The 25,127-nt window shown below is 62.8% G+C and carries 30 protein-coding genes; 12 read left to right on the top strand and 18 right to left on the bottom strand.

From position 1 onward, the window contains the following. Positions 1 to 203: 203 nt before the first annotated feature. The 5 genes from grxD to NKI69_RS05435 form a co-directional block, all read right to left on the bottom strand. Positions 204 to 539, bottom strand: a complete 336-nt coding sequence (grxD, locus tag NKI69_RS05455) for a Grx4 family monothiol glutaredoxin (protein ID WP_006332883.1) — start codon at positions 537 to 539, stop codon at positions 204 to 206. Positions 540 to 720: 181 nt separating this feature from the next. Then, entirely contained in the window at positions 721 to 954 is a 234-nt protein-coding gene (locus NKI69_RS05450) for a BolA/IbaG family iron-sulfur metabolism protein (RefSeq protein WP_010909092.1), read from the bottom strand. A gap of 133 nt (positions 955 to 1,087) precedes the next feature. After that, positions 1,088 to 1,609 (bottom strand): hypothetical protein, encoded by a 522-nt coding sequence (locus tag NKI69_RS05445; RefSeq protein WP_352720349.1) that lies wholly within the window; start codon positions 1,607 to 1,609, stop codon positions 1,088 to 1,090. 45 nt (positions 1,610 to 1,654) lie between these two features. Then, positions 1,655 to 3,886 (bottom strand): phosphoribosylformylglycinamidine synthase subunit PurL, encoded by a 2,232-nt coding sequence (gene purL / locus NKI69_RS05440; RefSeq protein WP_023810335.1) that lies wholly within the window; start codon positions 3,884 to 3,886, stop codon positions 1,655 to 1,657. A gap of 119 nt (positions 3,887 to 4,005) precedes the next feature. Beyond that, on the bottom strand, positions 4,006 to 5,415 hold the full coding sequence (locus NKI69_RS05435) for an aminotransferase-like domain-containing protein (protein WP_352720347.1): 1,410 nt from the start codon (positions 5,413 to 5,415) through the stop codon (positions 4,006 to 4,008). Positions 5,416 to 5,508: 93 nt separating this feature from the next. On the opposite strand from NKI69_RS05435, the gene NKI69_RS05430 reads away from it, so the two are divergent. Next, entirely contained in the window at positions 5,509 to 5,760 is a 252-nt protein-coding gene (locus tag NKI69_RS05430) for a DUF1127 domain-containing protein (protein WP_352720345.1), read from the top strand. A 3-nt stretch (positions 5,761 to 5,763) separates the two neighbouring features. Here NKI69_RS05430 and NKI69_RS05425 read toward each other — a convergent pair whose 3' ends face one another. From NKI69_RS05425 to purC, 6 genes are all read right to left on the bottom strand, one after another. Further along, on the bottom strand, positions 5,764 to 6,405 hold the full coding sequence (locus NKI69_RS05425; protein WP_023810338.1) for a Pr6Pr family membrane protein: 642 nt from the start codon (positions 6,403 to 6,405) through the stop codon (positions 5,764 to 5,766). Positions 6,406 to 6,408: 3 nt separating this feature from the next. Further along, a complete protein-coding gene (locus NKI69_RS05420) occupies positions 6,409 to 6,816 on the bottom strand; it encodes a hypothetical protein (protein WP_023810339.1) in 408 nt (135 codons plus the stop codon). Further along, on the bottom strand, positions 6,813 to 7,478 hold the full coding sequence (locus NKI69_RS05415; RefSeq protein WP_023810340.1) for a glutathione S-transferase family protein: 666 nt from the start codon (positions 7,476 to 7,478) through the stop codon (positions 6,813 to 6,815). Before NKI69_RS05415 ends, NKI69_RS05420 begins: the two co-directional genes overlap by 4 nt. 84 nt (positions 7,479 to 7,562) lie before the next feature. Then, positions 7,563 to 8,231, bottom strand: a complete 669-nt coding sequence (purQ, locus tag NKI69_RS05410) for a phosphoribosylformylglycinamidine synthase subunit PurQ (RefSeq protein WP_023810341.1) — start codon at positions 8,229 to 8,231, stop codon at positions 7,563 to 7,565. Position 8,232: 1 nt separating this feature from the next. Then, a complete protein-coding gene (gene purS, locus NKI69_RS05405; protein ID WP_023810342.1) occupies positions 8,233 to 8,475 on the bottom strand; it encodes a phosphoribosylformylglycinamidine synthase subunit PurS in 243 nt (80 codons plus the stop codon). A 43-nt stretch (positions 8,476 to 8,518) separates the two neighbouring features. After that, a complete protein-coding gene (gene purC, locus NKI69_RS05400) occupies positions 8,519 to 9,313 on the bottom strand; it encodes a phosphoribosylaminoimidazolesuccinocarboxamide synthase (protein ID WP_013532127.1) in 795 nt (264 codons plus the stop codon). 274 nt (positions 9,314 to 9,587) lie between these two features. On the opposite strand from purC, the gene NKI69_RS05395 reads away from it, so the two are divergent. Together NKI69_RS05395 and NKI69_RS05390 are read left to right on the top strand one after the other, a co-directional pair. Beyond that, entirely contained in the window at positions 9,588 to 9,908 is a 321-nt protein-coding gene (locus NKI69_RS05395) for a DUF1476 domain-containing protein (RefSeq protein WP_013532126.1), read from the top strand. Between the two features lie 126 nt (positions 9,909 to 10,034). After that, positions 10,035 to 10,808 carry an HpcH/HpaI aldolase family protein gene (locus NKI69_RS05390; protein WP_023810343.1) on the top strand — a complete coding sequence of 258 codons (774 nt, stop codon included), beginning with the start codon at positions 10,035 to 10,037 and terminating at the stop codon, positions 10,806 to 10,808. 6 nt (positions 10,809 to 10,814) lie between these two features. Here the strand turns inward: NKI69_RS05390 and NKI69_RS05385 are convergent, their stop codons facing one another. Further along, positions 10,815 to 11,369: an RBBP9/YdeN family alpha/beta hydrolase gene (locus NKI69_RS05385; protein WP_023810344.1), complete on the bottom strand. Its 555-nt coding sequence runs from the start codon at positions 11,367 to 11,369 to the stop codon at positions 10,815 to 10,817. A 249-nt stretch (positions 11,370 to 11,618) separates the two neighbouring features. Here NKI69_RS05385 and NKI69_RS05380 point away from each other — a divergent pair, with 249 nt between their 5' ends. After that, positions 11,619 to 12,434, top strand: a complete 816-nt coding sequence (locus NKI69_RS05380) for a VOC family protein (protein ID WP_023810345.1) — start codon at positions 11,619 to 11,621, stop codon at positions 12,432 to 12,434. A 15-nt stretch (positions 12,435 to 12,449) separates the two neighbouring features. Here the strand turns inward: NKI69_RS05380 and NKI69_RS05375 are convergent, their stop codons facing one another. The 4 genes from NKI69_RS05375 to NKI69_RS05360 form a co-directional block, all read right to left on the bottom strand. Further along, positions 12,450 to 13,178: a metallophosphoesterase family protein gene (locus tag NKI69_RS05375; RefSeq protein WP_023810346.1), complete on the bottom strand. Its 729-nt coding sequence runs from the start codon at positions 13,176 to 13,178 to the stop codon at positions 12,450 to 12,452. A 7-nt stretch (positions 13,179 to 13,185) separates the two neighbouring features. Next, entirely contained in the window at positions 13,186 to 14,487 is a 1,302-nt protein-coding gene (gene purB / locus NKI69_RS05370; protein WP_023810347.1) for an adenylosuccinate lyase, read from the bottom strand. Between the two features lie 59 nt (positions 14,488 to 14,546). Beyond that, positions 14,547 to 14,960, bottom strand: a complete 414-nt coding sequence (locus tag NKI69_RS05365) for a hypothetical protein (RefSeq protein WP_081734809.1) — start codon at positions 14,958 to 14,960, stop codon at positions 14,547 to 14,549. 107 nt (positions 14,961 to 15,067) lie between these two features. Next, the gene (locus tag NKI69_RS05360; protein ID WP_023810349.1) at positions 15,068 to 15,793 is read right to left on the bottom strand and encodes a DUF2259 domain-containing protein; all 726 of its coding nucleotides are present in this window, start codon (positions 15,791 to 15,793) and stop codon (positions 15,068 to 15,070) included. Between the two features lie 128 nt (positions 15,794 to 15,921). Here NKI69_RS05360 and NKI69_RS05355 point away from each other — a divergent pair, with 128 nt between their 5' ends. After that, on the top strand, positions 15,922 to 16,176 hold the full coding sequence (locus NKI69_RS05355) for a DUF2171 domain-containing protein (protein ID WP_023810350.1): 255 nt from the start codon (positions 15,922 to 15,924) through the stop codon (positions 16,174 to 16,176). 9 nt (positions 16,177 to 16,185) lie between these two features. Here the strand turns inward: NKI69_RS05355 and NKI69_RS05350 are convergent, their stop codons facing one another. Together NKI69_RS05350 and NKI69_RS05345 are read right to left on the bottom strand one after the other, a co-directional pair. After that, positions 16,186 to 17,196, bottom strand: a complete 1,011-nt coding sequence (locus tag NKI69_RS05350; RefSeq protein WP_352720340.1) for a P1 family peptidase — start codon at positions 17,194 to 17,196, stop codon at positions 16,186 to 16,188. Then, positions 17,196 to 18,269 (bottom strand): branched-chain amino acid ABC transporter substrate-binding protein, encoded by a 1,074-nt coding sequence (locus tag NKI69_RS05345; RefSeq protein WP_023810352.1) that lies wholly within the window; start codon positions 18,267 to 18,269, stop codon positions 17,196 to 17,198. Before NKI69_RS05345 ends, NKI69_RS05350 begins: the two co-directional genes overlap by 1 nt. A gap of 179 nt (positions 18,270 to 18,448) precedes the next feature. Between NKI69_RS05345 and NKI69_RS05340 the strand changes: the two genes are divergently transcribed. The 7 genes from NKI69_RS05340 (at position 18,449) to NKI69_RS05310 (ending at position 25,108) form a co-directional block, all read left to right on the top strand. Continuing rightward, positions 18,449 to 18,976: a flavin reductase gene (locus NKI69_RS05340; protein ID WP_023810353.1), complete on the top strand. Its 528-nt coding sequence runs from the start codon at positions 18,449 to 18,451 to the stop codon at positions 18,974 to 18,976. Further along, a complete protein-coding gene (locus tag NKI69_RS05335; protein ID WP_023810354.1) occupies positions 18,973 to 19,902 on the top strand; it encodes an AAA family ATPase in 930 nt (309 codons plus the stop codon). The genes NKI69_RS05340 and NKI69_RS05335 overlap by 4 nt, the downstream gene beginning before the upstream one ends. A 3-nt stretch (positions 19,903 to 19,905) precedes the next feature. After that, positions 19,906 to 21,150, top strand: coding sequence for a vWA domain-containing protein (locus NKI69_RS05330; protein WP_023810355.1), 1,245 nt, complete (start codon positions 19,906 to 19,908; stop codon positions 21,148 to 21,150). 60 nt (positions 21,151 to 21,210) lie between these two features. After that, on the top strand, positions 21,211 to 21,549 hold the full coding sequence (locus tag NKI69_RS05325) for an XdhC family protein (protein ID WP_013532112.1): 339 nt from the start codon (positions 21,211 to 21,213) through the stop codon (positions 21,547 to 21,549). A gap of 62 nt (positions 21,550 to 21,611) precedes the next feature. Then, positions 21,612 to 22,349 carry an XdhC family protein gene (locus tag NKI69_RS05320; protein ID WP_023810356.1) on the top strand — a complete coding sequence of 246 codons (738 nt, stop codon included), beginning with the start codon at positions 21,612 to 21,614 and terminating at the stop codon, positions 22,347 to 22,349. Positions 22,350 to 22,415: 66 nt separating this feature from the next. After that, positions 22,416 to 24,026 carry an NTP transferase domain-containing protein gene (locus NKI69_RS05315; RefSeq protein WP_023810357.1) on the top strand — a complete coding sequence of 537 codons (1,611 nt, stop codon included), beginning with the start codon at positions 22,416 to 22,418 and terminating at the stop codon, positions 24,024 to 24,026. A gap of 230 nt (positions 24,027 to 24,256) precedes the next feature. Then, positions 24,257 to 25,108 (top strand): alpha/beta hydrolase, encoded by an 852-nt coding sequence (locus NKI69_RS05310; protein WP_023810358.1) that lies wholly within the window; start codon positions 24,257 to 24,259, stop codon positions 25,106 to 25,108. Positions 25,109 to 25,127: the final 19 nt, after the last annotated feature.

Genomic DNA, 25,127 nt, shown 5'->3' with positions numbered 1-25,127 from the left:
TGCCGATTGCGGCTCTGGTTTTGACTGGTCCACGGCAAGTCCGATCTTTCAAACGAAAATGCGCCGGCGGGCCGGCGCATTGGCTCGTCTTGGTCCTGGGTTCAGGACATGAAAATTGCCGAGGTGGGCTGCTCCCGGCGCCTTTGTGCATGACCCCGAAAATCAAAATCAACCTTCGGATGGCAATATGCACAAAACAGAAATCAGGCGGCGCCTTTGACGCTGACGCCCTTCTCGACCAGGAACGTCTGCAACTCACCGGCCTGGAACATCTCGCGGATGATATCGCAGCCGCCGACGAATTCGCCCTTGACGTAGAGCTGAGGGATCGTCGGCCAGTTGGAGTATTCCTTGATGCCCTGGCGCAGTTCAGCCGAGTCCAGAACGTTCACGCCTTTGTAGTCGGCGCCGATATAGTCGAGGATCTGGACGACCTGGCCGGAAAATCCGCATTGCGGGAAACCGGGCGTGCCCTTCATGAAAAGGACGACGTCGTTGCCCTTCACTTCATTGTCGATGTAGTCGTTGATACCGCTCATGGAAAATCCTTTCCCGCCTGTGGGAGTCAGGCTCGAAACATATCCCTTCAAATAAACCCAACGATTGCTCGAAACAAGACGTTAGCCGTGCCGTGGCTGAAATGGCGCAAAGGATGAGCCGTGTTGGGCCAAGCGGTTCTCTCGACACTGATCCGCGTGGTTGCGGTTGTTCCGGTGCGGCTCAGTCAGGAACGCTGGTCTGCAGCGCCAGTGCGTGCAGCACGCCACCCATATTTCCTTTCAGCGCGTCATAGACCATCTGGTGCTGCTGCACGCGGCTTTTCCCTCGAAAGCTCTCGGCCACCACCTCGGCCGCATAATGGTCGCCGTCGCCGGCGAGATCGCGGATCGTCACCTTGGCGTCCGGAATGCCGTCCTTGATCAGTTTTTCGATGTCGTGGGCATCCATTGCCATGGCAAAATCCTGTTTCGAGCGGCCGGCAGCCGGCCATAAGATGAGAGTCGGGCGAGCCTAAAGCCTTTCCGGTCCGGATTGAAGCCGTTCTGTCCCACCAACGGCAAGACGGTTCGATGGCTTCAGAGAAAGACTAGACCGGTGGGCTTGCTTCATCCTCGGCAATGTCCTCGCGTGTCGAGAAGGCGCGGCCAAGGCTGAAGGCCAGCACGTAGAGCGGCACGTTGAGCACGAGACTGACAATGGGAAGGTAACTCGTCATTTGCCAAGCTGGCGAGAAGAAGCCCTCGCCATAGCCGTCGCAGATGAGCGACGAGCCGTACTCCCACATCGCGCCTACGACCACCGCGCTGGCAAAAAGCTTGATGCAGGTGACAATGTGCCTTGCCCGTGCCGGATCCGGCGCCAGGCGGTCCCACAGAACCAGGCAGACGATCGGGACCGCGTAGATGAGATTCTGCGCGATGAGCATGGGGATGGCGCCATTGGCCGCGGCAAGGAACTCCGCGCGCGTTTCCAGCCGCATGCATACCTCGCTTGAGGTTGTCGACAGCAGGAAAAAGACGAACGGTCCCAGGAACCAGAAGAAGAACAACGACGGCCAGAAGACGACTGCAAGCAGCGCCCGGGCAGCCAGTTTCCTGTGATTGATCATGAGTTTCCCGAAAAACCGTTCCCACTTTTCGGGATCATGCTCTCGTCAACTGGCCTGGTCCATGAAGCGGGGGAACCAGCCTTCGTGCGCCGCGGAGAGTTCGCTGACCGGGATTGCCCTGGCGTCGCCAAGCTTCAGCGCGTTGCCCCCGGTCGAGCCGATCCACGGCGCGAAGATGCCGAGTTCGCCCTGCTGCTTGCGAATGGCGTCCCATTCGTCACCATGCGGATCGATCGACAGCGTCAGGAGATAACGGCCCTGATCCTCGCCGAACCAGACCGGGATCGGGTCGGTGCCGACAAGCCCGGGAACGGCGGCGCCGATTCCGGACGCCATCGCCATCTCGGCAAGTGCAACGGCGACACCGCCATCGGAAACGTCGTGCGCCGCCGTGACGATGCCGGAGGCGATGAGCGCTCGCACATGGTCGCCGACGCGTTTTTCGTGATCGAGATCGACCGGCGGCGGCGGGCCATCCGTGCGGCCGTGTACGTCCCTGAAATAGACCGATTGGCCAAGATGCGTTCCCCAGGACGCCGGTGCGCCGACCAGCAGGATCATCTGGCCCTCGGCCGCAAAGCCGATCCGCACCATCTTCGACCAATCGGCGATCAGCCCGACGCCGCCTATGGTCGGGGTTGGCAGGATGCCTTGGCCGTTGGTCTCGTTGTAGAGCGAGACATTGCCGGAGACGATCGGGAATCCGAGCGCACGGCAGGCGTCGCCTATGCCTTTCACCGCGCCGACCAGCTGGCCCATGATCTCAGGCCGTTCCGGGTTGCCGAAATTGAGGTTGTCGGTTGCGGCCAGCGGCAGAGCGCCGGTGGCGGTCAAATTGCGCCAGCATTCGGCCACCGCCTGCTTGCCGCCCTCATAGGGGTCGGCCTCGCAATAGCGCGGCGTCACGTCGGAGGAGAAGGCGAGCGCCTTGGTCGCATGGCCTTCGACCCGGACCACGCCGGCATCGCCGCCTGGAAGCTGCAGCGAATTGCCCTGGATCAACGTGTCATACTGTTCCCACACCCAGCGCCGCGAAGACAGGTCGGGCCCGCCGAGCAGCTTCAGCAGCGCGTCTGCAACGTCGGCTTGCGGAATGTCATTGGCGGCCAGCGGCGCCGGCTTTTTCGGTTCGGTCCACGGCCGATCATATTCCGGAGCCTTGTCGCCAAGATCCTTGATCGGCAGGTTGGCGACCTCGTCGCCCTGGTGCAGAACGCGGAAGCGCAGATCGTCGGTGGTCTTGCCGACGATGGCGAAATCGAGCCCCCATTTGTGGAAGATCGCCTCGGCTTCCTTTTCCTTTTCCGGGCGCAGCACCATCAGCATGCGCTCCTGGCTTTCCGAAAGCATCATTTCGTAGGCGCTCATGCGCTCTTCGCGCACAGGAACCTTGTCGAGATCGAGCTCGATTCCGAGGTCGCCCTTGGCGCCCATTTCGACCGCCGAGCAGGTGAGGCCGGCGGCACCCATGTCCTGGATGGCGATGACGGCGCCCGAGGCCATCAGTTCGAGGCTGGCTTCCAGCAGGCATTTTTCGGTGAAGGGATCGCCGACCTGCACTGTCGGGCGCTTCTCATCGATTTTGTCGTCGAATTCGGCCGAAGCCATGGTGGCGCCGCCGACGCCGTCGCGGCCAGTCTTGGCGCCGAGATAGACGACCGGCAGGCCGACGCCCTTGGCTTCCGACAGGAAGATCGCATCGGTTTTGGCAAGGCCCGCCGCAAAGGCGTTGACCAGGATGTTGCCATTGTAGCGGGCGTCGAAATTGACCTCGCCGCCGACTGTCGGCACGCCGAAGGCGTTGCCATAGCCGCCGACGCCGGAAACCACGCCTGAAACGAGGTGCCGGGTCTTGGGATGGTCAGGCGAGCCGAAGCGCAGCGCATTCATCGCCGCGATCGGCCGCGCGCCCATGGTGAAGACGTCGCGCAATATGCCGCCGACGCCGGTCGCCGCGCCTTGGTAGGGCTCGATATAGGACGGGTGGTTGTGGCTCTCCATCTTGAAGACGACGCAGTCGCCGTCGCCGATGTCGACCACGCCGGCATTCTCGCCCGGCCCCTGGATGACTTGCGGACCGGTGGTCGGCAGCGTGCGCAGCCACTTCTTCGAGGATTTGTAGGAGCAGTGCTCATTCCACATCGCCGAGAAGATGCCGAGTTCGGTGAAGCTCGGCTCGCGCCCGACGAGGTCGAGGATGCGCTGATACTCGTCGGGCTTGAGCCCGTGTGAGGCAATGAGCTCGGGGGTGATCGGCACGGAATTGGAAATGGTCATGGGCGGCGATTTATATCCGGGACGTTGGGATTTTGAGTCCCGTCTTATCGCAAGCCTCGCGGCCGATACACCCATGGATCGACGAAAAACGACGGAAAACCGGACAAAGCCACGCAGTGTCAGGAGAAGCTGTCGTAGCCGGCGCGGCCTTCATCGAGAAGTCGCCGGATCGCCGCGACGCCTTCGGCTATGTCCTCGCGCTGTCTCGGCTGCGAAACGCCAAAGCGGACGCCATGGAAAACCTGCTCGGAGCGGCCGGCCTTGAACTCGTCCTCATCGTCGATCAGCACGCCGTGCTCAAGGCAGGCGTTCTTGAAGGTGCCGGAAAGCCAGGGGTCGGGCAGGGTCAGCCAGACAAAGGGCACCCTGTCATGCGACTTGAATGCGAAGCCGGCCAAAGTCTCGCGCACGATGGCGATGCGGGCGCCGATTTCGGCGATGCTGCGCTTGCGTATCTCATCCGCCTGACCTGACAGCACCAGCCTTGTATTCACCTCCGCCAGCAGGAAGGGCATGCCGCCGGTCATCATCTTGTGAGCGACACGGATGCGGTGGCGGTAGGCGGGCGGGCAAGAAAGCCAGCCGCCGCGTACACCGGCTGCGACCGACTTCGACAGGCCGCCCGCGACAATGGTGCGTTCAGGCGCATACTCGGCCAGCAATGGTGTCGGGTCATCGGCCAGATTGCCATAGAGGTCGTCCTCGATGAGGACTACGTTGTATTCGCGTGCGACATGGGCGATCGCCTCGCGGCGCGCCGCCGACAAGGTGGCCAGCGTCGGATTCTGCGCAGTCGGCATCAGGAAGATCATCTTGGGATGCTTTTGCGCGCAGACGCGCTCGAAATCCTGCGGATCGATGCCTTCCTCGTCCGATGCCACCAGCGCGGTGCGCCTGCCGATCAGGCCGGCACTGCGGGAAATCTGCGAGTAGGTGAGGTGCTCGAAGGCAACATAGTCGCCAGGCATGGTGAGCGCCGCGATTGCCGCCATCACCGCCGCATGGGTGCCGAGCGTGGGAACGATGGTGTCGGCACTCGGACGAAACGAATTGCGCGCCAACCAGCGGGCGCCGGCTTCGTACCAGCGGTCGGGAAAATCCCGCGTGTAGCTTGAAATCTCATGTGGATGGTCCTGCGCCGTGCGCGACAGGACACCGGCGACGATGTCGCCCTGGCCGATATCGGGTGCTGCGGTGCTGTCGAAACGCAGCTTGCCTTTAGGCGCATCGATATAGCGTGTGCCTTCGCCGCCGACGTCCGGAGCCGGAAAATCCGGCTTCGCGCGCTGGCCGAGCACATAGGTTCCACGCCCGACTTCGCCGCTCACCAGCCCACGCTCGCGCAGCAATTGATAGGCCCGGCCGACCGTGCCGACGGTGGTGCCGATGTCGTAGGCGAGGTCGCGTTGCGGCGGCAGCTTTGCGCCGGCATCGATCACCCCCCGGTCGATGTCCGTTTCGATGGAATCCGCAAGCCGCTGATACAGCGGGCCGGAGCCGGTGGTGAGGTCGGGGAGCCAATTTGTCATGGTGACAATTTTCTATATTGCACCCATACATGAGTCAATACATATCAGATGCGTGCCAAAAAGGGTACAATTTGGAATTCTGGTAGAAAGAAAATGAATACAATCGCCACAATCCGTCATTCGAGCGCCGAGTTATCGGGCCAAGCGACACGTCCATCGGACCGGAGCGGCTTTGTCAGCCGTCTGGTGCGTCTGGTCAGATCGCTGGCGAGATGGATCGACAGCCTGCTGGATCGCCGCCGCAGCCGGCTGGCGCTGCTGGAAATGACCGATGATCAGCTCAAGGATATCGGCGTCTCGCGCTGCGATGCCCACCGTGAGGGCATCAGGCCGTTCTGGGACTGAAAGCTAGCGGAGTTTTGATGCCCTGATGCGTGCAATGCCATGGTCCGCAAGGACGGCGACCACGCACAGCACGAGAAAAAGTCCGGTGATGGCCAGCGCCGAGATGGCAACGCTGGGCGCACCGTTCTTGGCGACGTCAAGGAAGGGATAGGGCACCTCGCCGGCAAGCGGTGCCCGTACCAGCGCATAGATCAGATAGGCGACGGGATAGAGCATCCACCAGGAAATGTCGCTCCAGCGCGTCCTGCCGTCAGCGCCCGATATCAACCACCACAGCACGAAGAGCACCGGCGTCACATAATGCAGCAGGACGTCGCAGAGCAGGAACAGCCCCTGCGGCTGCCAGAGTTGTGCCAGGACCGTTGCGTAGATGATGAAGACCAGCGCGATCGAAACCGCAACGCCGGTGCGCATCCGCGCGCCTGCAACGGCCGGCAGCCAGGCATAGAAGGTGGGTGACAGCAGCGACGTGTACACCAGCACCGCGCCGATGTTGGTCAGGATGGTGAAGAAGCTGAAGACGAAAATGATTGAGCCAAGCAGGCTGCGGCCGGCTTCCATCGATGCCGGAATGCTGATGCAGAACTGCAGGATGAGCCCGGCCAGACCGATGACCAGACCCGCGATCTGCAGGAACCGGCCCACGGGCTAGGCCGTCGCGGCGCAGGCCGGATTGCCGGCCTGCCAACGGGCGATGTCCGAGCCGATGCGGGCGCCGAGCGGATCGTTCATCAGCGGTCCGAAGACGTCGACGCGGCTAGAATTGCCTTGCGCTTGCACGACGAGCAAAGGTTTGCCGCCATAGTGCTTGGCCGGCACCAGCAGGAAACGCGGCGTGCCGCTGAACGAATTCAGCTCATTGGCCATCTGGTACGGTTTGAAGGCTGGGTCCTTGCTGGCGATCCAGCATTTGTGGGCAGCGATCGCCACTTGTTCCATGGCCAGCAGCGCAGCACTTTTGCCTGAGGGAACAGGCGTGCTCTTTGGCGTCGACTGGCAGGATGCCAGCACAAAGCCCGCCGCGGCGACCAGCGCGATCGTCTTCGACTTGATCAAGCGGCACCCATCTCAAGCTCGGAAAGAAAAATCTTCAAACCATCGGTCATCTCGCCCCACACCCGCGACAATGCCGGGTGTTGCGAGGCGATCTGCTGGTAGGCGTCGAATTTCGGATAGGCGTCGAGCAGGTCGTGGCGTCCCGTCATAACGCGAAAATTGTTGAAGATGAACCGCGTCGGCGTCAGCCAGGCATCGGCGAAACTAATGTCGTCGCCGAGTGCGAAGGGCCCTTGCGCCATGCGGGCCTCGATCGCCGCCAGTCCATGATGTAGGCGGGCGAACTGGGCGTCGATCTCGGCATTGTTTCGCTTCGGCACGGAATGAAGCTCGAAAAGCTTCATCATCGGTGTCAGCACATCGAGATCGGTGATGCGGGCGAACATACGCACCAGCGCGCGGTCCTTGGAATCGGGCGGCAGCAGCGCCGGTTCCGGGAACCGTTCCTCGAGATATTCGGCGATGACCACCGATTCGACGATGGTTTCGCCCGAGCCGGTGATCAGAACCGGAATCCGGTTCATCGGTGAGATGGCGCGAAACTCTTCCGGGATGGGGAAACCGGGCGGCGGCGCGATGATCTTGAGTGGTACGTCCTTGATGTAGGCCAGTGCCCGCACGATCGACGAGTAGGGCGACAACGGCCGCGAATAGAGTTTCATGACCGTCTCTCTCCCCAATGAACCAGACTTGCTCCAAAGAGACAGGAATGTCCGGCTGTTTTCAAGCTGTTCGCTTCGATATCGTCAGGCGGCGATGCCGAGGGCGCTCTCGAACAGTCCGCGGCCGTCGGTGCCGCCATGGGCTGCTTCGATCAGGTTTTCCGGGTGCGGCATCAGCCCGAGCACATTGCCTTGGCTGTTGACGATGCCGGCAATGTCGTTGATCGAGCCGTTGGGGTTGGTGCCCTCCGCATAGCGGAACACCACCTGGCCTTCGCCTTCGAGACGGGCAAGCGTGTCGGCGTCGGCGAAATAATTGCCGTCATGATGCGCGACCGGCGAGCGGATGATCTGGCCCGGCTGATAGCGGCGGGTGAACATGGTGTTGGCATTGGTGATCTCGAGCTTCACCTGCCGGCAGACGAATTTCAGCGAGGTGTTGCGCATCAAGGCGCCCGGCAACAGGCCGGCCTCGACCAGGATTTGGAAACCATTGCAGACGCCGATGACTGTAACGCCCGCGGCCGCTTTTTCGGCCACTGCCCGCATGACCGGCATGCGCGCAGCGATCGCGCCGCAGCGCAGATAGTCGCCGAAGGAAAAGCCGCCCGGAATGGCGATCAGGTCGACATCGGGGATTTCGGTGTCGGTCTGCCAGACGGTGACTGGCGGTGTTCCCGAAATCTTGGTCAACGCCGCGATCATGTCGCGGTCGCGGTTGAGGCCGGGCAGGAGGACGACGGCTGCTTTCAATTTAGGCAATCTCCACCGCGTAATTCTCAATCACCGTATTCGCCAGCAGCTTGTCGCACATGGCCTTGAGGTCGGCTTCGGCCTTGGCCTTGTCACTTTCGGCCAGTTCGACGTCGAAAACCTTGCCCTGCCGCACCGCGCCGACGCCGCCGAAGCCAAGGCCCGACAATGCGTGTTCTATCGCTTTGCCCTGCGGGTCGAGCACGCCGTTCTTGAGGGTGACGGTAATGCGGGCCTTGATCACGCTGGACATGCTCCTGTTCTGACTATCAGTTCGCAAGCCGCGATCAGTGCGGCTTGCCTTTGAGGCCGTCGGTCGAGGCGACGAGCACCGGGCCGGTCGGGCGCGGCGGCTCGTTCTCGTTCATGATGCCGAGGCGGCGGGCAACTTCCTGGTAGGCCTCGACGAGGCCGCCCATGTCGCGGCGGAAACGATCCTTGTCGAGCTTGTCCTGCGTCGCCACGTCCCACAGGCGGCAGGAATCCGGCGAGATCTCGTCGGCGACGACAATGCGCATCATGTCGCCCTCGAACAGCCGGCCGCATTCGATCTTGAAGTCGACGAGCTGGATGCCGACGCCCATGAACAGGCCGGAGAGGAAGTCGTTGACGCGGATGGCCAGCGCCATGACGTCGTCGATCTCCTGCGGGCTCGCCCAGCCGAACGCAGTGATGTGCTCTTCCGACACCATCGGATCGTCAAGCGCGTCGGCCTTGTAATAGAATTCAATGATCGAGCGCGGCAGAACGGTGCCTTCCTCGATGCCGAGCCGCTTGGACAGCGAACCGGCGGCGACATTGCGCACCACCACTTCGAGCGGAATAATCTCGACTTCCTTGATCAACTGCTCGCGCATGTTCAGCCGGCGGATGAAATGGGTCGGGATCCCCATGCGGTTCAAATGGTTGAAGATGTACTCGGAAATGCGGTTGTTGAGGACGCCCTTGCCGTCGATGACTTCATGCTTCTTCTTGTTGAACGCGGTGGCGTCATCCTTGAAGAACTGGATAAGCGTGCCCGGTTCGGGTCCCTCATAGAGTATCTTGGCCTTGCCTTCATAAATGCGGCGGCGATTTTTCATCTGGATTTTTCTCTGGGGTTCCGGACAGGCGGTATCAGACCATTTCCTGTCCGTCTGCCTGAAATAGTGCGGCTACGGTAGGGTTCAATGCCGGGTCTATCCCAATCACATCGTTTGCTCAATCGGCAAATCCTTCCAATCAACCGCTTTCGGGACTGAAATGTCGCAGCGCAGCATGCGATGAAGCGTATTGACCGGCCCGCGACCTTTTGGTTTGTGCTTTGGCAACGCACATATTCACCGCCAACGAATCGAATTTGACCGGAGGGACGCCATGAGCAGCATGAAAGACCGCGAAGAGGGCTTTGAGCGTAAATTCGCATTCGACGAGGAGCTTCGGTTCAAGGCCTCGGCGCGCCGCAACAAGGCGCTCGGCCTGTGGGCCGCCGAAAAGCTCGGAAAGTCCGGCGCTGATGCCGACGCCTATGCCAAGGAAGTGGTTATCTCCGACATCGAGGAAGCCGGCGACCACGACGTGTTCCGCAAAATCCGCGGGGATTTCGACGCGGCCGGCGTCGAGCAGTCGGACCACCAGATCCGCCGCACCATGGACGAACTGATGGCGCAGGCGATCGAGCAGATCAAGAACACCTGATCCGGGCCATGCGCTGATCCCGGCCATACGCTGGACCAATCGACCGCCCGGCCTATCCGGGCGGTTTTTCTTTGCCTTTGTCACGATTTCCGGCTGAAACTGCCGGAGTTAACAAGGAAAGTACCCATGTCCCTGAAGTCCCGCCTCGCGGCCGACGAAACGTTGTTCACCGCATGGTCCGGCGTGCCGGATGCCTTGACCGTCGAGATCGTCGCCAAGCAGGGCTTTGATGCCGTCACGCTCGACATGCAGCATGGCGGCCATCACGAAGACAGTGTGCTGCGTGGCCTGGTGCCGGTGCTCGCTGCCGGCAAGCCGGCGCTGGTGCGCATTCCTGTTGGCCGTTTCGACATGGCAAGCCGCGCGCTCGATTTCGGCGCCGAGGCGGTCATCGCGCCGATGGTGAATTCGGTTGCCGATGCAAAACTGTTCGCCGCCGCCATGAAATACCCGCCGCTCGGCGAGCGCTCATGGGGGCCGACTTACGCTTTTCCACGCCACGGCAAGGGCGACCAGGCCGAGTGGCTGCGCGACACCAACCAACGCACCATGGCCTTCGCCATGGTCGAGACGCGTCCGGCCCTCGATGCGCTCGACGGCATCCTCGACACGCCCGGCATCGACGGCATCTTCCTCGGCCCATCGGATTTCTCGATCGCCTGGAGCAATGGTGCGACCGTCAATTCGACGCTGGAAAGCATGATGGAGACGGTGGCATCGGTGGCCGAGCGCACCCGCAAGGCCGGCAAACATGCGGCGATCTACGTTGTCGAGCCGGCAATTGCCGGCCGGGTTGTGTCGATGGGCTATCGCCTGCTGGCCATGGGCTCCGAGCATTCGCTGATCGGGCTTGGCGCAAAAACGCTGATCAAGAGCGTCCGCGATTCGATTGGGTCCTGAAGAAACTCAGGGTTTCAAATCCGTCAGGAATTTGGCGAAGGTCATTGAACCTTCGGGCCACGGCCCGAAGCCTGAATCCGCGTTCAGATGACCGGTCTCGCCGGCATCGATGAATAGTGAGCCCCATGCACCGGCAATGTCTTCGGCGACATCGAAGGCGCAGAACGGATCGTTGCGGCTGGCGATCACGATCGAGGGAAAGGGCAGCGGCTCACGCGGGTAGGGACCGAAGGTCATCAGGTGCCTGGGCCTGATCTCGGGATTGGCGACGTCGGGAGGTGCCACGAAGAAGGCCCCGGCGATCGGCTTGCGGAATTGCGGAATGGCTTGCACCGCAGTGGTGACGCCGAGCGAATGCGCGACCAGGACGACCGGCCGCTCGGCCTCGTTGACCGCCTTGGCGACGCTCGCGGTCCAGTCCTCGCGAACCGGCTTCGACCACTCGGCCTGTTCGACGCGGCGCGCCGTCGACAGTTTCGACTGCCAGCGGCTCTGCCAATGGTCGGGGCCGGAATTGGTGTAGCCCGGCACGATGAGGATATCTGCTTCCTTGACCTTCATGGCGCTGAGATAGCGAGCGGCATCGCTTCGTGCAACCGGCGGGAACGCCACTTTTGATCACAATAGTGAACACCATGTTCGCTTCTTCGCGTCTTGTGTGAACGATGCCGATGGACGATCTGTGGTCAGGAAAAGAAACAGCCGTGCGCGGGAACCCTGACTTTGGAACTGACACGACGTACAATGATCGGCGGAGTGGGGCTTCTCGCTTTGGGAGCTTCATCGCAGGCCGGTCGAACGGAGCATTTGATGAGCGAGTTGCCTTTTGCCGCCACCACCCCAGTCAGCGTTGCCCGCGTCGGGCTGAAGGCGCGCGACGCGGAAAGCCTTGCCGCATATTACCGCGAAATTGTCGGTCTGCAGGAGTTGAGCCGTGCCGATGGTTCGATCACGCTGGGCGCCGCCAACCGTCCCTTGTTGGTGCTTGAGCAGGACGCTTCAGCTAAGCCGGATGATCCGCGCAGCGCCGGGCTGTTCCACACCGCCTTCCTGCTGCCCAGCCGCGCCGATCTCGGCCGCTGGATCAACCACGCTATATCGAACAAGATCGCGATCGAGGGCGCTTCCGACCATCTGGTCAGCGAAGCTCTGTACCTGACCGATCCCGAAGGCAATGGCATCGAGATCTATGCCGACCGCCGCCCGCAGGACTGGAAGTGGAATGGCGACAAGATTGCCATGGCAACGGAGCGGCTGAACATTCCGTCCGTCGTTGCCGAAGTGCCTGCGGGTGACGCCGGCTGGCAGGGCGCGCCGGAAAACAGCATCGTCGGCCATGTCCACCTGCGTGTCGGCAGGCCGGAAGACGCCGAAGCCTGGTGGAACCAGGAATTCGGCTTCGACACGGTGGCGAAATATGGCGGCCAGGCGGTGTTCCTGTCTTCGGGCGGCTATCACCACCACATCGGCGCCAACGCCTGGCAGAGTTCAGGCGCAGGCCGCCGCGATCCCTCCCGGTCAGGTCTGGCCTGGGTCGAGATGCGTTCGGACAAGGCATCCACCGAAACCACGCGGGAAGACCCGTGGGGCACGGTGATCCGCACCGTGCCTGGCGCTGCCGGCTAAGCGCCCGCTGCGCTCTTAAACAGAACTGGCGGCGTAACCGGTCAGCAATCCGTGTGCCCAACTGTCGAAGCCGGCCGCCGTCGCGCGGCTGGATGCTTCGGCCCAGTCATAACTGACCGCGTGATGGCTGAACGACCATTCTCCGCGCTTGTGCGTGGCGAGGGCGTAGCGGGCATGCGGGCTGCCGGTCACGGTAAGGCCGGGAAACGCCTGAACACCGACGCTGCCGGGATTTAGGATCGTCTGGCGGTCGGAAAGCCGCACGACGCGCGGCGTATGGGTGTGGCCGCACAAGGTCAGCCCGGCATCGATGCTGCCGAGCTTGTGTCTGATTTCTTTTTGATTGGATGGATAGAAGTGATTGCCGCCGTCTTCCTCGAGCAGGAACGTCTCGTCGTCGCTGGGGCTGCCGTGGCAGAGCAGAATTTCAGGGGCGAGCGTCAGGGCAATCGGCAATGCCAAAAGCCAAGCCAATGACGTCTGGGAGAGGCAATGGTGGGTAAAGGCATCGACGTCTTCCAGCCCGGAAGCCGGCGGCTCGATCAGCACACGGTCGTGATTGCCGCGCACGGTCGGCCAGTTCTGTGCAATCAAATATTGCGCGGTTTCTTCCGGCCATAGCGGCCCGGAGAGACAATCACCCAGATTGACGATGATGTCGGGAGAATTGTCCTTGATCCGCGCATGAACCGCTTCAAGCGCGCGCAGATTCCCGTGAATGTCGGAAAGGACAGCCAGTCGCATGGAAATCCTATCCGAACACCCGCTTGAAGATCGTGTCGACATGCTTGGTGTGATAGCCCAAGTCGAATTTCTCGCGGATATCGACCTCTGGCAGCGCTGCGGTCACTTCCTTGTCGGCGAGCAGTTCTTCAAGGAAATCAGCGCCTTGCTCCCATACCCTCATAGCGTTGCGCTGCACCAGCCGGTAGGAGTCTTCGCGCGACAGGCCGGCCTGCGTCAGTGCCAGCATGACGCGCTGCGAATGCACGAGACCGCGGAACTTGTTCATGTTCTTCAGCATGTTGTCGGGGTAGATAAGCAGCTTGTCGATGACGCCGGTCAGCCGTGACAGTGCGAAATCAAGCGTCACCGTGGCGTCCGGCCCGATCATGCGCTCGACCGAGGAGTGCGAGATGTCGCGCTCGTGCCAGAGTGCCACATTCTCCATCGCCGGCAGCGCCATGGAGCGCACCATGCGGGCAAGCCCGGTGAGGTTTTCGGTCAGCACCGGGTTGCGCTTGTGCGGCATGGCCGACGAGCCTTTCTGGCCCGGCGAAAAATACTCTTCCGCCTCCAGCACCTCGGTGCGCTGCAGATGCCGGATCTCGATCGACAGCCGCTCGACCGAGGAGGCGATGACGCCGAGCGTGGCAAAGAACATCGCATGGCGGTCGCGCGGGATCACTTGCGTCGACACCGGCTCGGGCTTCAGGCCGAGCTTCGCCGCGACATGCTCCTCGACATAGGGATCGATGTTGGCGAAGGTGCCGACTGCGCCCGAAATGGCGCAGGTGGCAATGTCTTCCCTGGCATGAACCAGACGCTCGCGGCACCGCGAGAACTCGGCATAGGCCTGCGCCAGCTTGACGCCGAAGGTGGTCGGCTCGGCATGGATGCCGTGGCTGCGGCCAATGGTGACGGTGTCCTTGTGCTCGAAGGCACGGCGCTTCAGCGCTGCAAGCAGGCCGTCGATGTCAGCGAGCAGAATGTCGCTGGCGCGGGTAAGCTGTACGGCAAAGCAGGTGTCGAGAACGTCCGACGAGGTCATGCCCTGGTGGATGAAGCGGGCGTCCGGGCCGACGAATTCGGCAAGATGGGTCAGGAAGGCGATGACGTCATGCTTGGTGACGCGCTCGATCTCGTCGATCGCCTCGACATCGAATTTTGCAGCACTGCCCTTTTCCCAGATGGTTTTGGCCGCTTGCCTTGGGATGACGCCGAGTTCGGCCAGCGCGTCGCACGCATAGGCTTCGATCTCGAACCAGATGCGAAACCGGGTTTCGGGCGACCAGATGGCGACCATTTCCGGCCGGGAATAGCGAGGGATCATCGGTCAGTCCTGACGTATCGAGAAGTTTGCCCGCGTCCTAACAGAGGCGAGCAAAATGCTCAACGCTGCTGGCGCGCAAACCAGACGCCCGCGGCAAACAACGCGACGAAACCAAGCGGAAAATAAAGCCGGACGCCCAGGACCAAGAACTGATAGAGCGCAATCAACGTCGTGAAGACGAACTGGAGGGCCCAGGTGTGGGTGAAAGCAGGGGCATGCCACTCGGCATAGTAGGAGCGGTACTGCAGCGCAAACAGCCCGCCGGTCAGACCGACCGTTGCGGCGGCGAGGCACACGAACGCCGCCGCGAAGGCGACTTCCCAACGCCTTCCCTGCGAGACCAGCCGCGCCGCAAACAGACCAACCGGAAAGGCCAGCGCAGCTCCCGCTGCGAACAGCACGGTGACAATGCGGATTTTCGCCGGTGTCTCCCAGTCGTCCAGAAACAGGGTGACGAGCGCACTGGCGCCCATCGTTAACGCCCACAACAAGGCGCCATAAAACGCAGTGCGCGGCGTCGGTATAGCGCGGCGAAGGCGGTTCAGCGAACGATCGCGCGGGGCGGGTGGGACAAGCGGTGTCACAGGCGGCCGGTGACCGCGATCCAGCGAAAGTCCGGGCCTTCAAAGCCGTATTGGCGCACCGCGATCAGCACGGCATAGGCGCTGAGACTGTCCATCGAAAAGGTCTGGACAGCGCCGATGCGGTAGCCGTTCGGGCAACCCCGGCTTTTCGGTATCGCCTTGTCCTCGTGCAGCAGCTTGGTGGTGCCGCCGTCTTGCGCCTCGATGCGCAGCAGCCGGAAGCCGTTGATCTCGCCCTGGCTCTCGCAGCCCTCGGTGTTGTTCATGCCGATCTCGTCGAGCCGGAACTCGAGCGGTGGGTCGACCGGCGAAAAGATCGGGCGCGGGTTGACTGCCATCCGGTGCGGATCGGCCGAAAGTTCGGTCACCGGGTTGAAACCGGCGGTGATGCCGCGATTGGCGTCCAACTCGGCCTGACTGACAATGGCTTCGCCTTTTTGCCGGGCCTGAAGGCGCGCCGCATCCAGTTTGGCATTCTCGTCCTCAAGCCGGACCCGGATCGGCGTGCCCTTGAGAAAGCTGTCGGTGCTGGTGTCGATGTAGTAGCGGTTGGCATAGGGAAAGCCCGATCCATCCTGCACGCCATATTCCTCGAAAGCAAAGACGCTGCCGTCCTTGGTGAAGCCGAGGATTTCAAGTTCGGCGACATCGCCGGCATGAGCCGCGATCGAGGTGGCAAACTGTGCAAGCAGGCCAACGGCAAACAGAAAGAGCATTCGCATCGGTCTTCACCCCCGTGATCGTCTCAATCCCCTAGCACGCCGAAATCAAAACGTCGTGCGGTGCGAAAGCCGATGCATCCAATCGGCCCGTCATTTGTTATGGTCGGCAGTCCCAATGGAGAACCACCATGACCGACACCAGCAAAATTCGCGAGCATATGGAAGTCGTCGGCGCCGACGGCGTGCATGTCGGCACTGTCGACGAGGTCGATGGCCAGCGCATCAAGCTGACCAAGGCCGATAGCGGCGAGGGCGCTCACAAGGGCCATCATCACTATATTCCCCTGAGCCTGATTGCCGAAGTCGACGGGAAGAAGGTCTGGCTGTCGGCGAATTCCGATGTTGCGGTGACGTTCGAGGAAGAAAAGTCCGATCGGGTCTGATTGATCGCTTCACCTCAGGCGTGACGACCAGACCGGAAACAGATCGTTTTCGGCAGGCGTTGCCGCATAGACGCCGCGACTGATGGCGCGCGCCATGGTGGCGCCGGCGGCGGCGTAGAGATCGATTGCCGCATCGGCGGAGAGTTCGATACCGCTCGTGCCGGTCGCCAGCGCGAACACAAGATCGCCATCGGCCGGTGTGTGCGTCGGCCATATGGCGCGCACGAACCCGTCATGCGCCGATATCGCCAGGCGCTTGGCGGCAGCTTTTGTGAGCACCGCATCGGTGGCAATGACGGCGATGGTGGTGTTGCCGCCGGTCTCCATCTGCCTGCCAACATGCTTGTCGCGGTGTCTCGCATCGTCCGGCATCGGCGTGGGGTAACCAAGCCCGCCGAATTCGCCGCCGATCTCGAACGGTGCTGCCCAGAAATGGCGGGTTCGGCTGACGGTTACCGAGCCCGTCGGATTGACGGCGGCCAGCGCGCCGATGGTGACGCCGCTATCCAGCAGCGTCGAGGCGGAGCCGAGGCCGCCCTTTAGCCCCGAGGTCAGCGCACCGGTGCCGGCACCGATCGTGCCGAGTTGGAAATCGGCGGTGGCGGTTTGCGCCGCCTCATAGCCAAGCTCACGGTAGGGCGGATAACGGCCCCAATCCTTGTCGCCGCCATTGCGCAGGTCGAACAGGATCGCCGACGGCACGATCGGCACACGAAAGCCACCGACTTCAAGGCCGATGCCGCGTTCGCGCAACGCCGCCTGCACGCCGGACGCCGCGTCGAGGCCGAAAGCCGAACCGCCTGAAAGCACGACGGCGTGCACCACATCGACCGAATTGTGCGGTTCGAGCAGGTCTGTCTCGCGCGTGCCCGGCGCGCCGCCCAGGATCTGAACGCCAGCCACCGTCGGCGCATCGCAAAGCACGGTCGTCACCCCGGATTTCAGCCTGGCGTCGGACGCATTGCCGACGCGCAGGCCGGCAACGTCGGTGATCAGGTTGCGTGGGCCGGTGCGAAACATCAGTTGCTTTCCAAGGGCGCAAAGCGCGTGCCGTCGAAACGGAAGACGCGGTAGGGGCTCTGGCTGAGGTCGCCTTTTGCATCAAAGCGGATCGGCCCGATCGCCGTGGTGAAATCCTGCCCGGTCAGGGCTTCAGCCAATGGCTTGCCCGAGCTTTCGGACAAGCTTGATGCCGCCTTGGCGATTTCGACCGCGGCGTAGGCGGGCAGCGCATAGCCGTCGGGCACGATCTTCCTAGCGTCAAATGCCGCCAGCACTTTTGGATCGGCGACATCGGCCCATTCAGGCGGTGCGATCATCAGCGTGCCCACGGCATAGGGCACGTCGCCCGGCGGTGTGCGGAGATTTTCGCCGCCGGCAAAGACGATGCCAGCCTGAAGCTGTGCGGCATCGCGGCCCATGATGGCGATGTCGTCGCCGTCGCCGCCAGCAAAGACATGCGTCGCGCCGGCCTTCTTCAGCCGGCCGATCATGCCGATCTGGTTGTCGAGCTGTGGCCGGAACGTGTCTGTGAATACCGGCCTCAGCGCTGCCTGTTCGGCCGCTGCCCGCAACGTCTCGGCGATCTCACGGCCGTAGATGGTGCCGTCGTCGATAATGGCGAACAGCTCGTTCTGCCACAGATGGGTGAGGGCAGAAGCGACGGTGTTGCGCTCATCGTCGCCGCGTAGTCCGAGGCGATAGACCGGCCAGCCAGTCTTGGCGCGGCGGTCGGTCAGGCTTTCGGTCCGCACGCCAACGGTGATGACCGGAATGCCGGCGTCCTTCAGGATCGGCATCGCCGCCTCGATCGCCTCGGTGCAGAGGAAGCCGACCACGATATTGACCTTGGCGGCGGCAAATTCCCTGGCCGCGGCAGCGCCGCCATCGGCGGTGCAGGCATCATCCACCGTCTTGAGTTCGATGCCGTTCGCCTCGGCGGCCAGACCGGTGCCGGCCTCGATCTGCTTGCCGAGAATGGCCGATGGTCCCGACAGGGGCGCTGAGACGCCGACGAGCAGCGTCTGGGCATCCGCGGCACTGGCCAGAAACAGCCAGAACAGCGCCGCTATTGTTCTTGTCCTGGGTCGCATTCGAGCGATGGGTCCCTCCGTGCCGGCTCTATGCTCCCGGCACTATTACCGCCAAGACCTAAAGGCTGCCCGGCCTTGGTGCAACACGCGAATTTCGGGATATGGCTCAGGCACTTCGCTTGTGGCGGGCTATGTCTGGCCATATATGTCGGTAGGATCCTGACCATGGAAAATTTACGGTGCTGAAGAAGAACGACATTGGGCCGCAGGCCTATCGCGATGCGATGAGCCACTTTGCCGGCCACGTCCATGTGGTCACCACCGACGGGCCGGCCGGCAAGCGCGGCACGACGGTGATCGCCGCCTGTTCGGTGTCGGACACGCCGCCGACCATCCTGGTCTGTCTCAACCGCGAAAATGCCAAGAATGAGCTGTTCGTGAAAAACGGCAGGTTTGCCCTAAACACGCTGGCCTCGCACCAGGAGCCACTGTCGGTCGGCTTTTCCGGCATCACCGGCCTGCCGGTCGAGGAACGTTTCGCGCTTGGCGAATGGGATGTGATCTCTACCGGCGTACCGACGCTGAAAGGCGCGCTCGCCGTGTTCGACTGCGAATTGATCGACACCAAGGATCTGGCCACCCATCGTGTGCTTTTTGGCAAGGTGACAGGTCTGCGTATGGGCGATAATTTGCGGCCGCTGATTTACCACGCCCGCGGCTACCACGTACTGGAAAGCGGAGCGGCGGCGTTCACGGAGAAAGAATGACCGAGCTGAAACCGCGCGCCGCGCCACGGACGATCGACGAGACGCTCGATCTCCTGACCGGTGCGGACTATGTGGCGGACCGGTCGCTGGCGACCGTGCTGTTCCTGTCGTTGCGTATGAAGCGGCCGCTGTTCCTCGAGGGCGAGGCCGGCGTCGGCAAGACCGAGATCGCCAAGGTGTTGGCACAGGCGCTCGGTCGCCGGCTGATCCGCCTGCAGTGCTATGAAGGCCTCGACGTTTCGTCCGCCGTCTATGAGTGGAACTACGCCGCGCAGATGATCGAGATCCGCATGGAGGAGGCGGCCGGCAAGGTCGAGCGCTCCGCCATGGAGCGCAACGTCTTTTCCGAAAAATACCTGATCCGCCGCCCGGTGCTCGATGCGCTGACCGGAAAGACGGGCGCTGCCCCGGTTTTCCTGATCGATGAGCTCGACCGTACCGACGAGGCGTTTGAAGCCTTCCTGCTCGAAATCCTGTCCGACTTCCAGGTGACGGTGCCCGAACTCGGCACCATCAAGGCGGAAGAACCACCGATCGTCATCATCACCACCAATCGCACCCGCGAAATCCACGATGCGCTGAAGCGGCGCTGCCTTTATCACTGGGTCGACTATCCCAATGCCGAGCGCGAGCTGGAGATCGTGCGCCGCAAGGTGCCGCAGGCCAACCAGCGGCTTTCGGCCGAAGTGGTCTCCTTCATCCAGAAGCTGCGCCAGATCGAATTGTTCAAGGTGCCGGGCGTCGCCGAAACCATCGACTGGGCCGGCGCGCTGACCGAGCTCGACAAGGTGGCGCTCGATCCTGAAACCGTCTCCGACACGATCGGCGTGCTGTTGAAATACCAGGACGACATTGCCCGCATCGAACAGGGCGAAGGCCGGCGCATCCTCAACGAGGTGAAGGCCGAGCTTTCGGCGGCGGAGTAGGCGATGTCGCGCCCCGAGCCAAAAGAGGCCATGCCGCACGGGCGGATCGCCGACAACATCGTCTATTTTGCCCGCACCTTGCGCAAGGCCGGCATGCGGGTCGGCCCGGCTTCGGTCAAGGACGCAATCGAAGCGGTGCTCGCCGCCGGCATCGGCTCGCGCGACGATTTCTACTGGACGCTGCACGCCGTGCTGGTGTCCAGGCATGAGGACCACGCCATTTTCGACCAAGCCTTCCGGCTGTTCTGGAAGTCGCGCGAACTGATCGAAAAGATGCTGGCTATGTTTTCGCCGGTGGCACCCGACAACAGGGAAAAGCAGAAGCCACGCGCCGCTGAAAACCGGGTCAGCCAGGCGATGTTCGAGGGCCACCAGAAGAACCAGCCGCCACAGGAAATTCCCGAGATCGAGGTCGACGCCCGCTTCACCTCTTCCGGCAACGAGGTGCTGCGGGCCAAGGATTTTGCCCAGATGAATACCGCCGAGATGGCCGACGCCAAGAAGGCGATCGCGCAGCTGCGGCTGCCTTTCGACATGGTGCGCACCCGGCGCTTCAAGGCCGATGCGCATGGCCGCCGTATCGATCCGCGCGCCATGATGCGTTCGGCCGCGCGCACCGGCGGCGAACTGATCCTGCCGAAATTCCGCTCAGCCCGCGAGGTTCACCCGCCGCTGGTGGTGCTGGCCGACATTTCCGGCTCGATGAGCCAGTACACACGCATCTTCCTGCATTTCCTGCATGCGCTGACCGAAAAACGCCGGCGCGTGCACACGTTCGTTTTTGGCACAAGGCTCACCAATCTGACCCGGCAGATGCGCCATCGCGACCCGGATGCAGCCCTTGCCGACTGTTCGGCGGCGGTCAGGGACTGGTCGGGCGGCACCCGCATCGGCGACACGCTGGCCGAGTTCAACCTGATATGGTCGCGCCGCGTGCTGGGGCAGGGCGCGGTCGTGCTTCTGATCACAGATGGGCTGGAGCGCGACGATGTCGCCGGCCTGTCTGAAGAAATGGAGCGCCTGCACAAATCCTGCCGGCGTCTGATCTGGCTGAATCCGTTGCTGCGCTTCGACGGCTTTCAGGCGCGCGCCCGCGGCGTCAAGACGATGCTGCCGCACGTCGACGAGTTCCGCTCGGTGCACAATCTCGACGCGCTCGCCGATCTTTGCGCGTCGCTGGATAAGAAGTCGGCAGAATCCGTCGATCCGCGCCGATGGCTGGAAGCTGGCGCGAGGCACGCCGCATAGCCATATCTTTCCCATCCGGAAAACAGATCCCGAGAAAAACAGACTTCTGGAGAAACGGTCATGGAAAACAGCATTTATCTGGATGAGGCCCGCGACCCGCTGATCATTGCGGAGGGCTGGATGAAGGACGGCAAGGACGTGGCCATCGCGACAGTGGTCGAGACCTGGGGTTCGGCGCCCCGACCTGTAGGCAGCCATCTGGTCATCGACGCCGACGGCAATTTCCACGGCTCCGTCTCGGGCGGCTGCGTCGAAGGCGCTGTGGTCAGCGAGGCCATCGACGTCATCGACAGCGGCAAGGCCAGGATGCTGGAGTTCGGTGTTGCCGATGAGACCGCATGGCAGGTCGGCCTGTCCTGTGGCGGCCGCATCAAGGTGTATGTGGAAAGACTGGGCTAGAGCATGCCCAAAAGTGGGGCCCGGTTTTTGGACAAGATCATGCTCGGACAAGAGATTTCCTGATGGATCCCTACGCCTTAAAAACTTTGAACGCCGAACGACGCGCTCGCCGAGCGGCGATCCTTGTCACCGATCTCGGTGACGGCCGCGACAGGATCGTGCGCGAGGGCGATCAGGTCGCCGGCGATCTTGGCGCCGCGATCGCCAGGGCGTTTCGCACAGGCAATTCCGGTTCGGTCGAAGCCGAGGGGCGGAATTTCTTTCTCAACGCGCATCTGCCGCAGCCGCGTCTGGTCGTGATTGGCGCTGTCCATATCAGCCAGGCGCTGGCGCCGATGGCGAAGATCGCCGGCTATCCCGTGGAGATCATCGACCCCCGCACCGCTTTCGCCACGCCGGACCGCTTTCCCGAGGTGGCGCTTCATGCCGAATGGCCGGAGGATGTGCTGAAGCGCCAGCCGCTCGACAGCTACACCGCACTTGCCGCCGTAACCCATGACCCGAAGGTCGATGATTTCGCGCTGAAGGCCGCGCTCGACGCCAATTGTTTCTATGTCGGGGCGCTCGGTAGCAGGAAGACGCATGCCAAGCGGGTCGAACGCCTGCTGGCGCTGGGCGCGAGCGCCGATCAGATCGCCCGTATCCATGCGCCGATCGGGCTCGACATCGGTGCTGCCAGCCCGGGAGAGATCGCCGTTGCGGTGTTGGCCCAGGCGATCCACGCCTTCCGCTCGCGCGGTCTCGATGCCTCCGCATCGGCTCCAAAATCGAAATCGATTTTGGAAAAGCACGATGCGTAGATTCAAAGTAGTAGAGCGTCCTTTGCGCGTCCAAAAGGACGCGCGGCGCTCTACGGGCGCTGCGGCGTGAAATTCGGCCCGATCCCTATCGAGGCGGCGGAAGGCGCGGTGCTGGCGCACTCCACCACCGCTGGTGAACGCCGCTTCCGCAAGGCGCACAGGCTCAGCGCCGAAGATGTGGCGCTGCTGCGGGCCGCCGGCATTTCGCAGGTCGTTGCAGCCGTGCTGGCTGAGGACGACCTCGGCGAGGATGCCGCCGCGCAGGAAATAGCTGAGAGCATGACCTTTCGCGGGATCGAGGCCAAGCCTGCCGCGACCGGGCGGGTCAACCTCCATGCCAAGGCGCCGGGCATCTTCACGGTCGATGCCGCTGTCATCGACGCCATCAACGCCATCGATCCGGCCATCACCATCGCCACGCTGGCGCAGCATGCGCCGGTGGAGAAAGGCCAGATGGTCGCGACCGTGAAGATCATCCCCTTCGCGGTCAGTTCAGCGCTGGTCGGCGCCGCGACGAAAATCTGCGCCGGTGGTGAGATATTTGCCGTCAATGCCTACCGGCCCGTGCGTGTCGGCGTCATCCAGACGGTTCTGCCGGGCATCAAGCCAAGTGTGCTCGACAAGACGCTGCGCGTCACCGAAGCGCGGCTGGCGCGCACGGGCGGCAGGCTGACTGCGGAGCGCCGCACGCCGCATGAGATCGCACCGGTGGCGGAGGCCGCGGTCTCCCTGGCGCGCGACAACGACATGGTGGTGATCTTCGGCGCTTCGGCGATGAGCGATTTTGCCGATGTCATTCCCGCCGCGATCGAGAGGGCGGGTGGTATAGTCATCCGCGCGGGCATGCCGGTCGATCCCGGCAATCTGCTGGTGCTCGGCACACTCGATGGCAAGCGCGTCATCGGCGCGCCTGGCTGCGCCCGCAGCCCCAAGGAGAACGGTTTCGACTGGGTGCTGGACCGTTTGATCGCCGGTATCGACGTGACCGCCAGGGATATTGCCGGCATGGGGGTCGGCGGGCTGCTGATGGAAATCCCGACACGGCCGCAGCCGCGCGAACCGCTGCCGGCGAGAAGCCAGGTCAAGGTCGGCATCGTGCTGCTGGCGGCTGGCCGCTCAAGCCGCATGGGCGGGCCGAACAAGCTGCTGGCGCTGTTCGACGGCAAGCCGCTGGTGCGCCGCACCGCTGAGCGGGCGCTTGGCTCGAAGGCGTCCGGCACTGTCGTCGTCACCGGCCACCAGCGCGATCGGGTGCGCTCGGCACTGGCGGGCCTCGACGTGACCTTCGCCGACAATCCCGATTTTGCCGAGGGCCTGTCCACCTCGCTGAAGGCCGGCATTGGCTATCTGCCCGAGGATTCCGCCGGCGTGATGATCGTTCTCGGTGACATGCCGGGTATCGCGTCCGACGACCTCGACAGATTGATCGATGCTTTCCGCAAGGCCGGCGGCAATGCGGTGGTCCGCGCTTCGCATGACGGCAAGCGTGGCAATCCGGTACTGTTGCCGCGTTCGCTGTTTCCGGCGATCGCCCATCTGGAGGGTGACACGGGCGCTCGCCATCTGGTCGAGACTGAAGGGCTCGATGTCATCGATGTCGAGATCGGCGCGGCGGCGTCAGTCGATGTCGACACACGCGAGGCGCTGGAAGGCGCTGGCGGCGTGCTGCAGGATTGACAAACCCAAGCCGAATTACGCATGCCTTGGACATGTCTATTCATACCGTCGCACCCCCCTCTGCCCTGCCGGGCATCTCCCCCTCAAGGGGGGAGATTGGCAGCTTTGACGGCAGCTCACGTCCTGAAACCTTGGAAATTGGCGAAAACCGAAAGCGCATCCAATCTCCCCCCTTGAGGGGGAGATGGCCGGCAGGCCAGAGGGGGGCGTGCCGCGCGTTCCTCACGGCAATGCTTTTCTTGGTTTCTTCAGCCACCCACGCTGCCGCTCTCGAACTAAAACCCTTCAAGGACGATCTCTTCGCCTATCCGGCCACGCTGTCGTCCGACACCAATGGCGCCTATACCGTCATCGATTACCGCGAGCTACGCGACATCAACCAGCGTGACCAGGTGCCCGAGCGGCGGGTGAACGCCCAATATACCGACGCCAGCGTGCGCAAGGTGCAGCAGGATCTGTTGCTGAAGACCGATGCCGGCGATGTCAGGCATGTCGCCGTCGGCAAGACCGAGGGCGCCGGCATCATCGTGCTTTACCTGCACGGGCAGGGCGGCAGCCGCAAGCAGGGTGTCGACGACTTCACTTTCGGCGGCAATTTCAACCGGCTCAAGAACCTGATGGCCAGCAATGGCGGCCTCTATCTCAGTCCTGATTTCCCCGATTTCGGCGATACGGGAGCGGCGCAGGTGGCGGCGCTGATCGGTCATTATGCCGAACAGTCGCCCGGCGCGAAGATCTTCGTCGCCTGCGGCTCGATGGGCGGCGCGCTGTGCTGGGAGCTGGCCGCGCGCAAGGACACGGGCGGACGCATCAATGGTCTGCTGCTGCTCGGTTCGCTGTGGGATGAGAGCTTTTTCACCAGCCCGGCCTTCAAGCGCCGCGTGCCGGTCTTCTTCGGCCAGGGCAGCCACGACGTGGTCTACCCCGTGGCAAAGCAGGAGGCGTTCTTTCGCTCGATCCTGGCCAAATCGAAGACCTATCCGACCCGCTTCGTCCGTTTCGAGACCGGCACCCATGGTACGCCGATTCGCATGACCGACTGGCGCGGCACACTCAACTGGATGCTGTCGAAGGCGCCCTGATCGATCAGCCTGCAAGCTC

Source organism: Mesorhizobium sp. M0491 (genome assembly GCF_040321265.1).
GTDB lineage: Bacteria > Pseudomonadota > Alphaproteobacteria > Rhizobiales > Rhizobiaceae > Mesorhizobium.
Note: the sequence above shows the minus strand (reverse complement) of the source record. Positions and strands in the feature narration are given on the sequence as shown.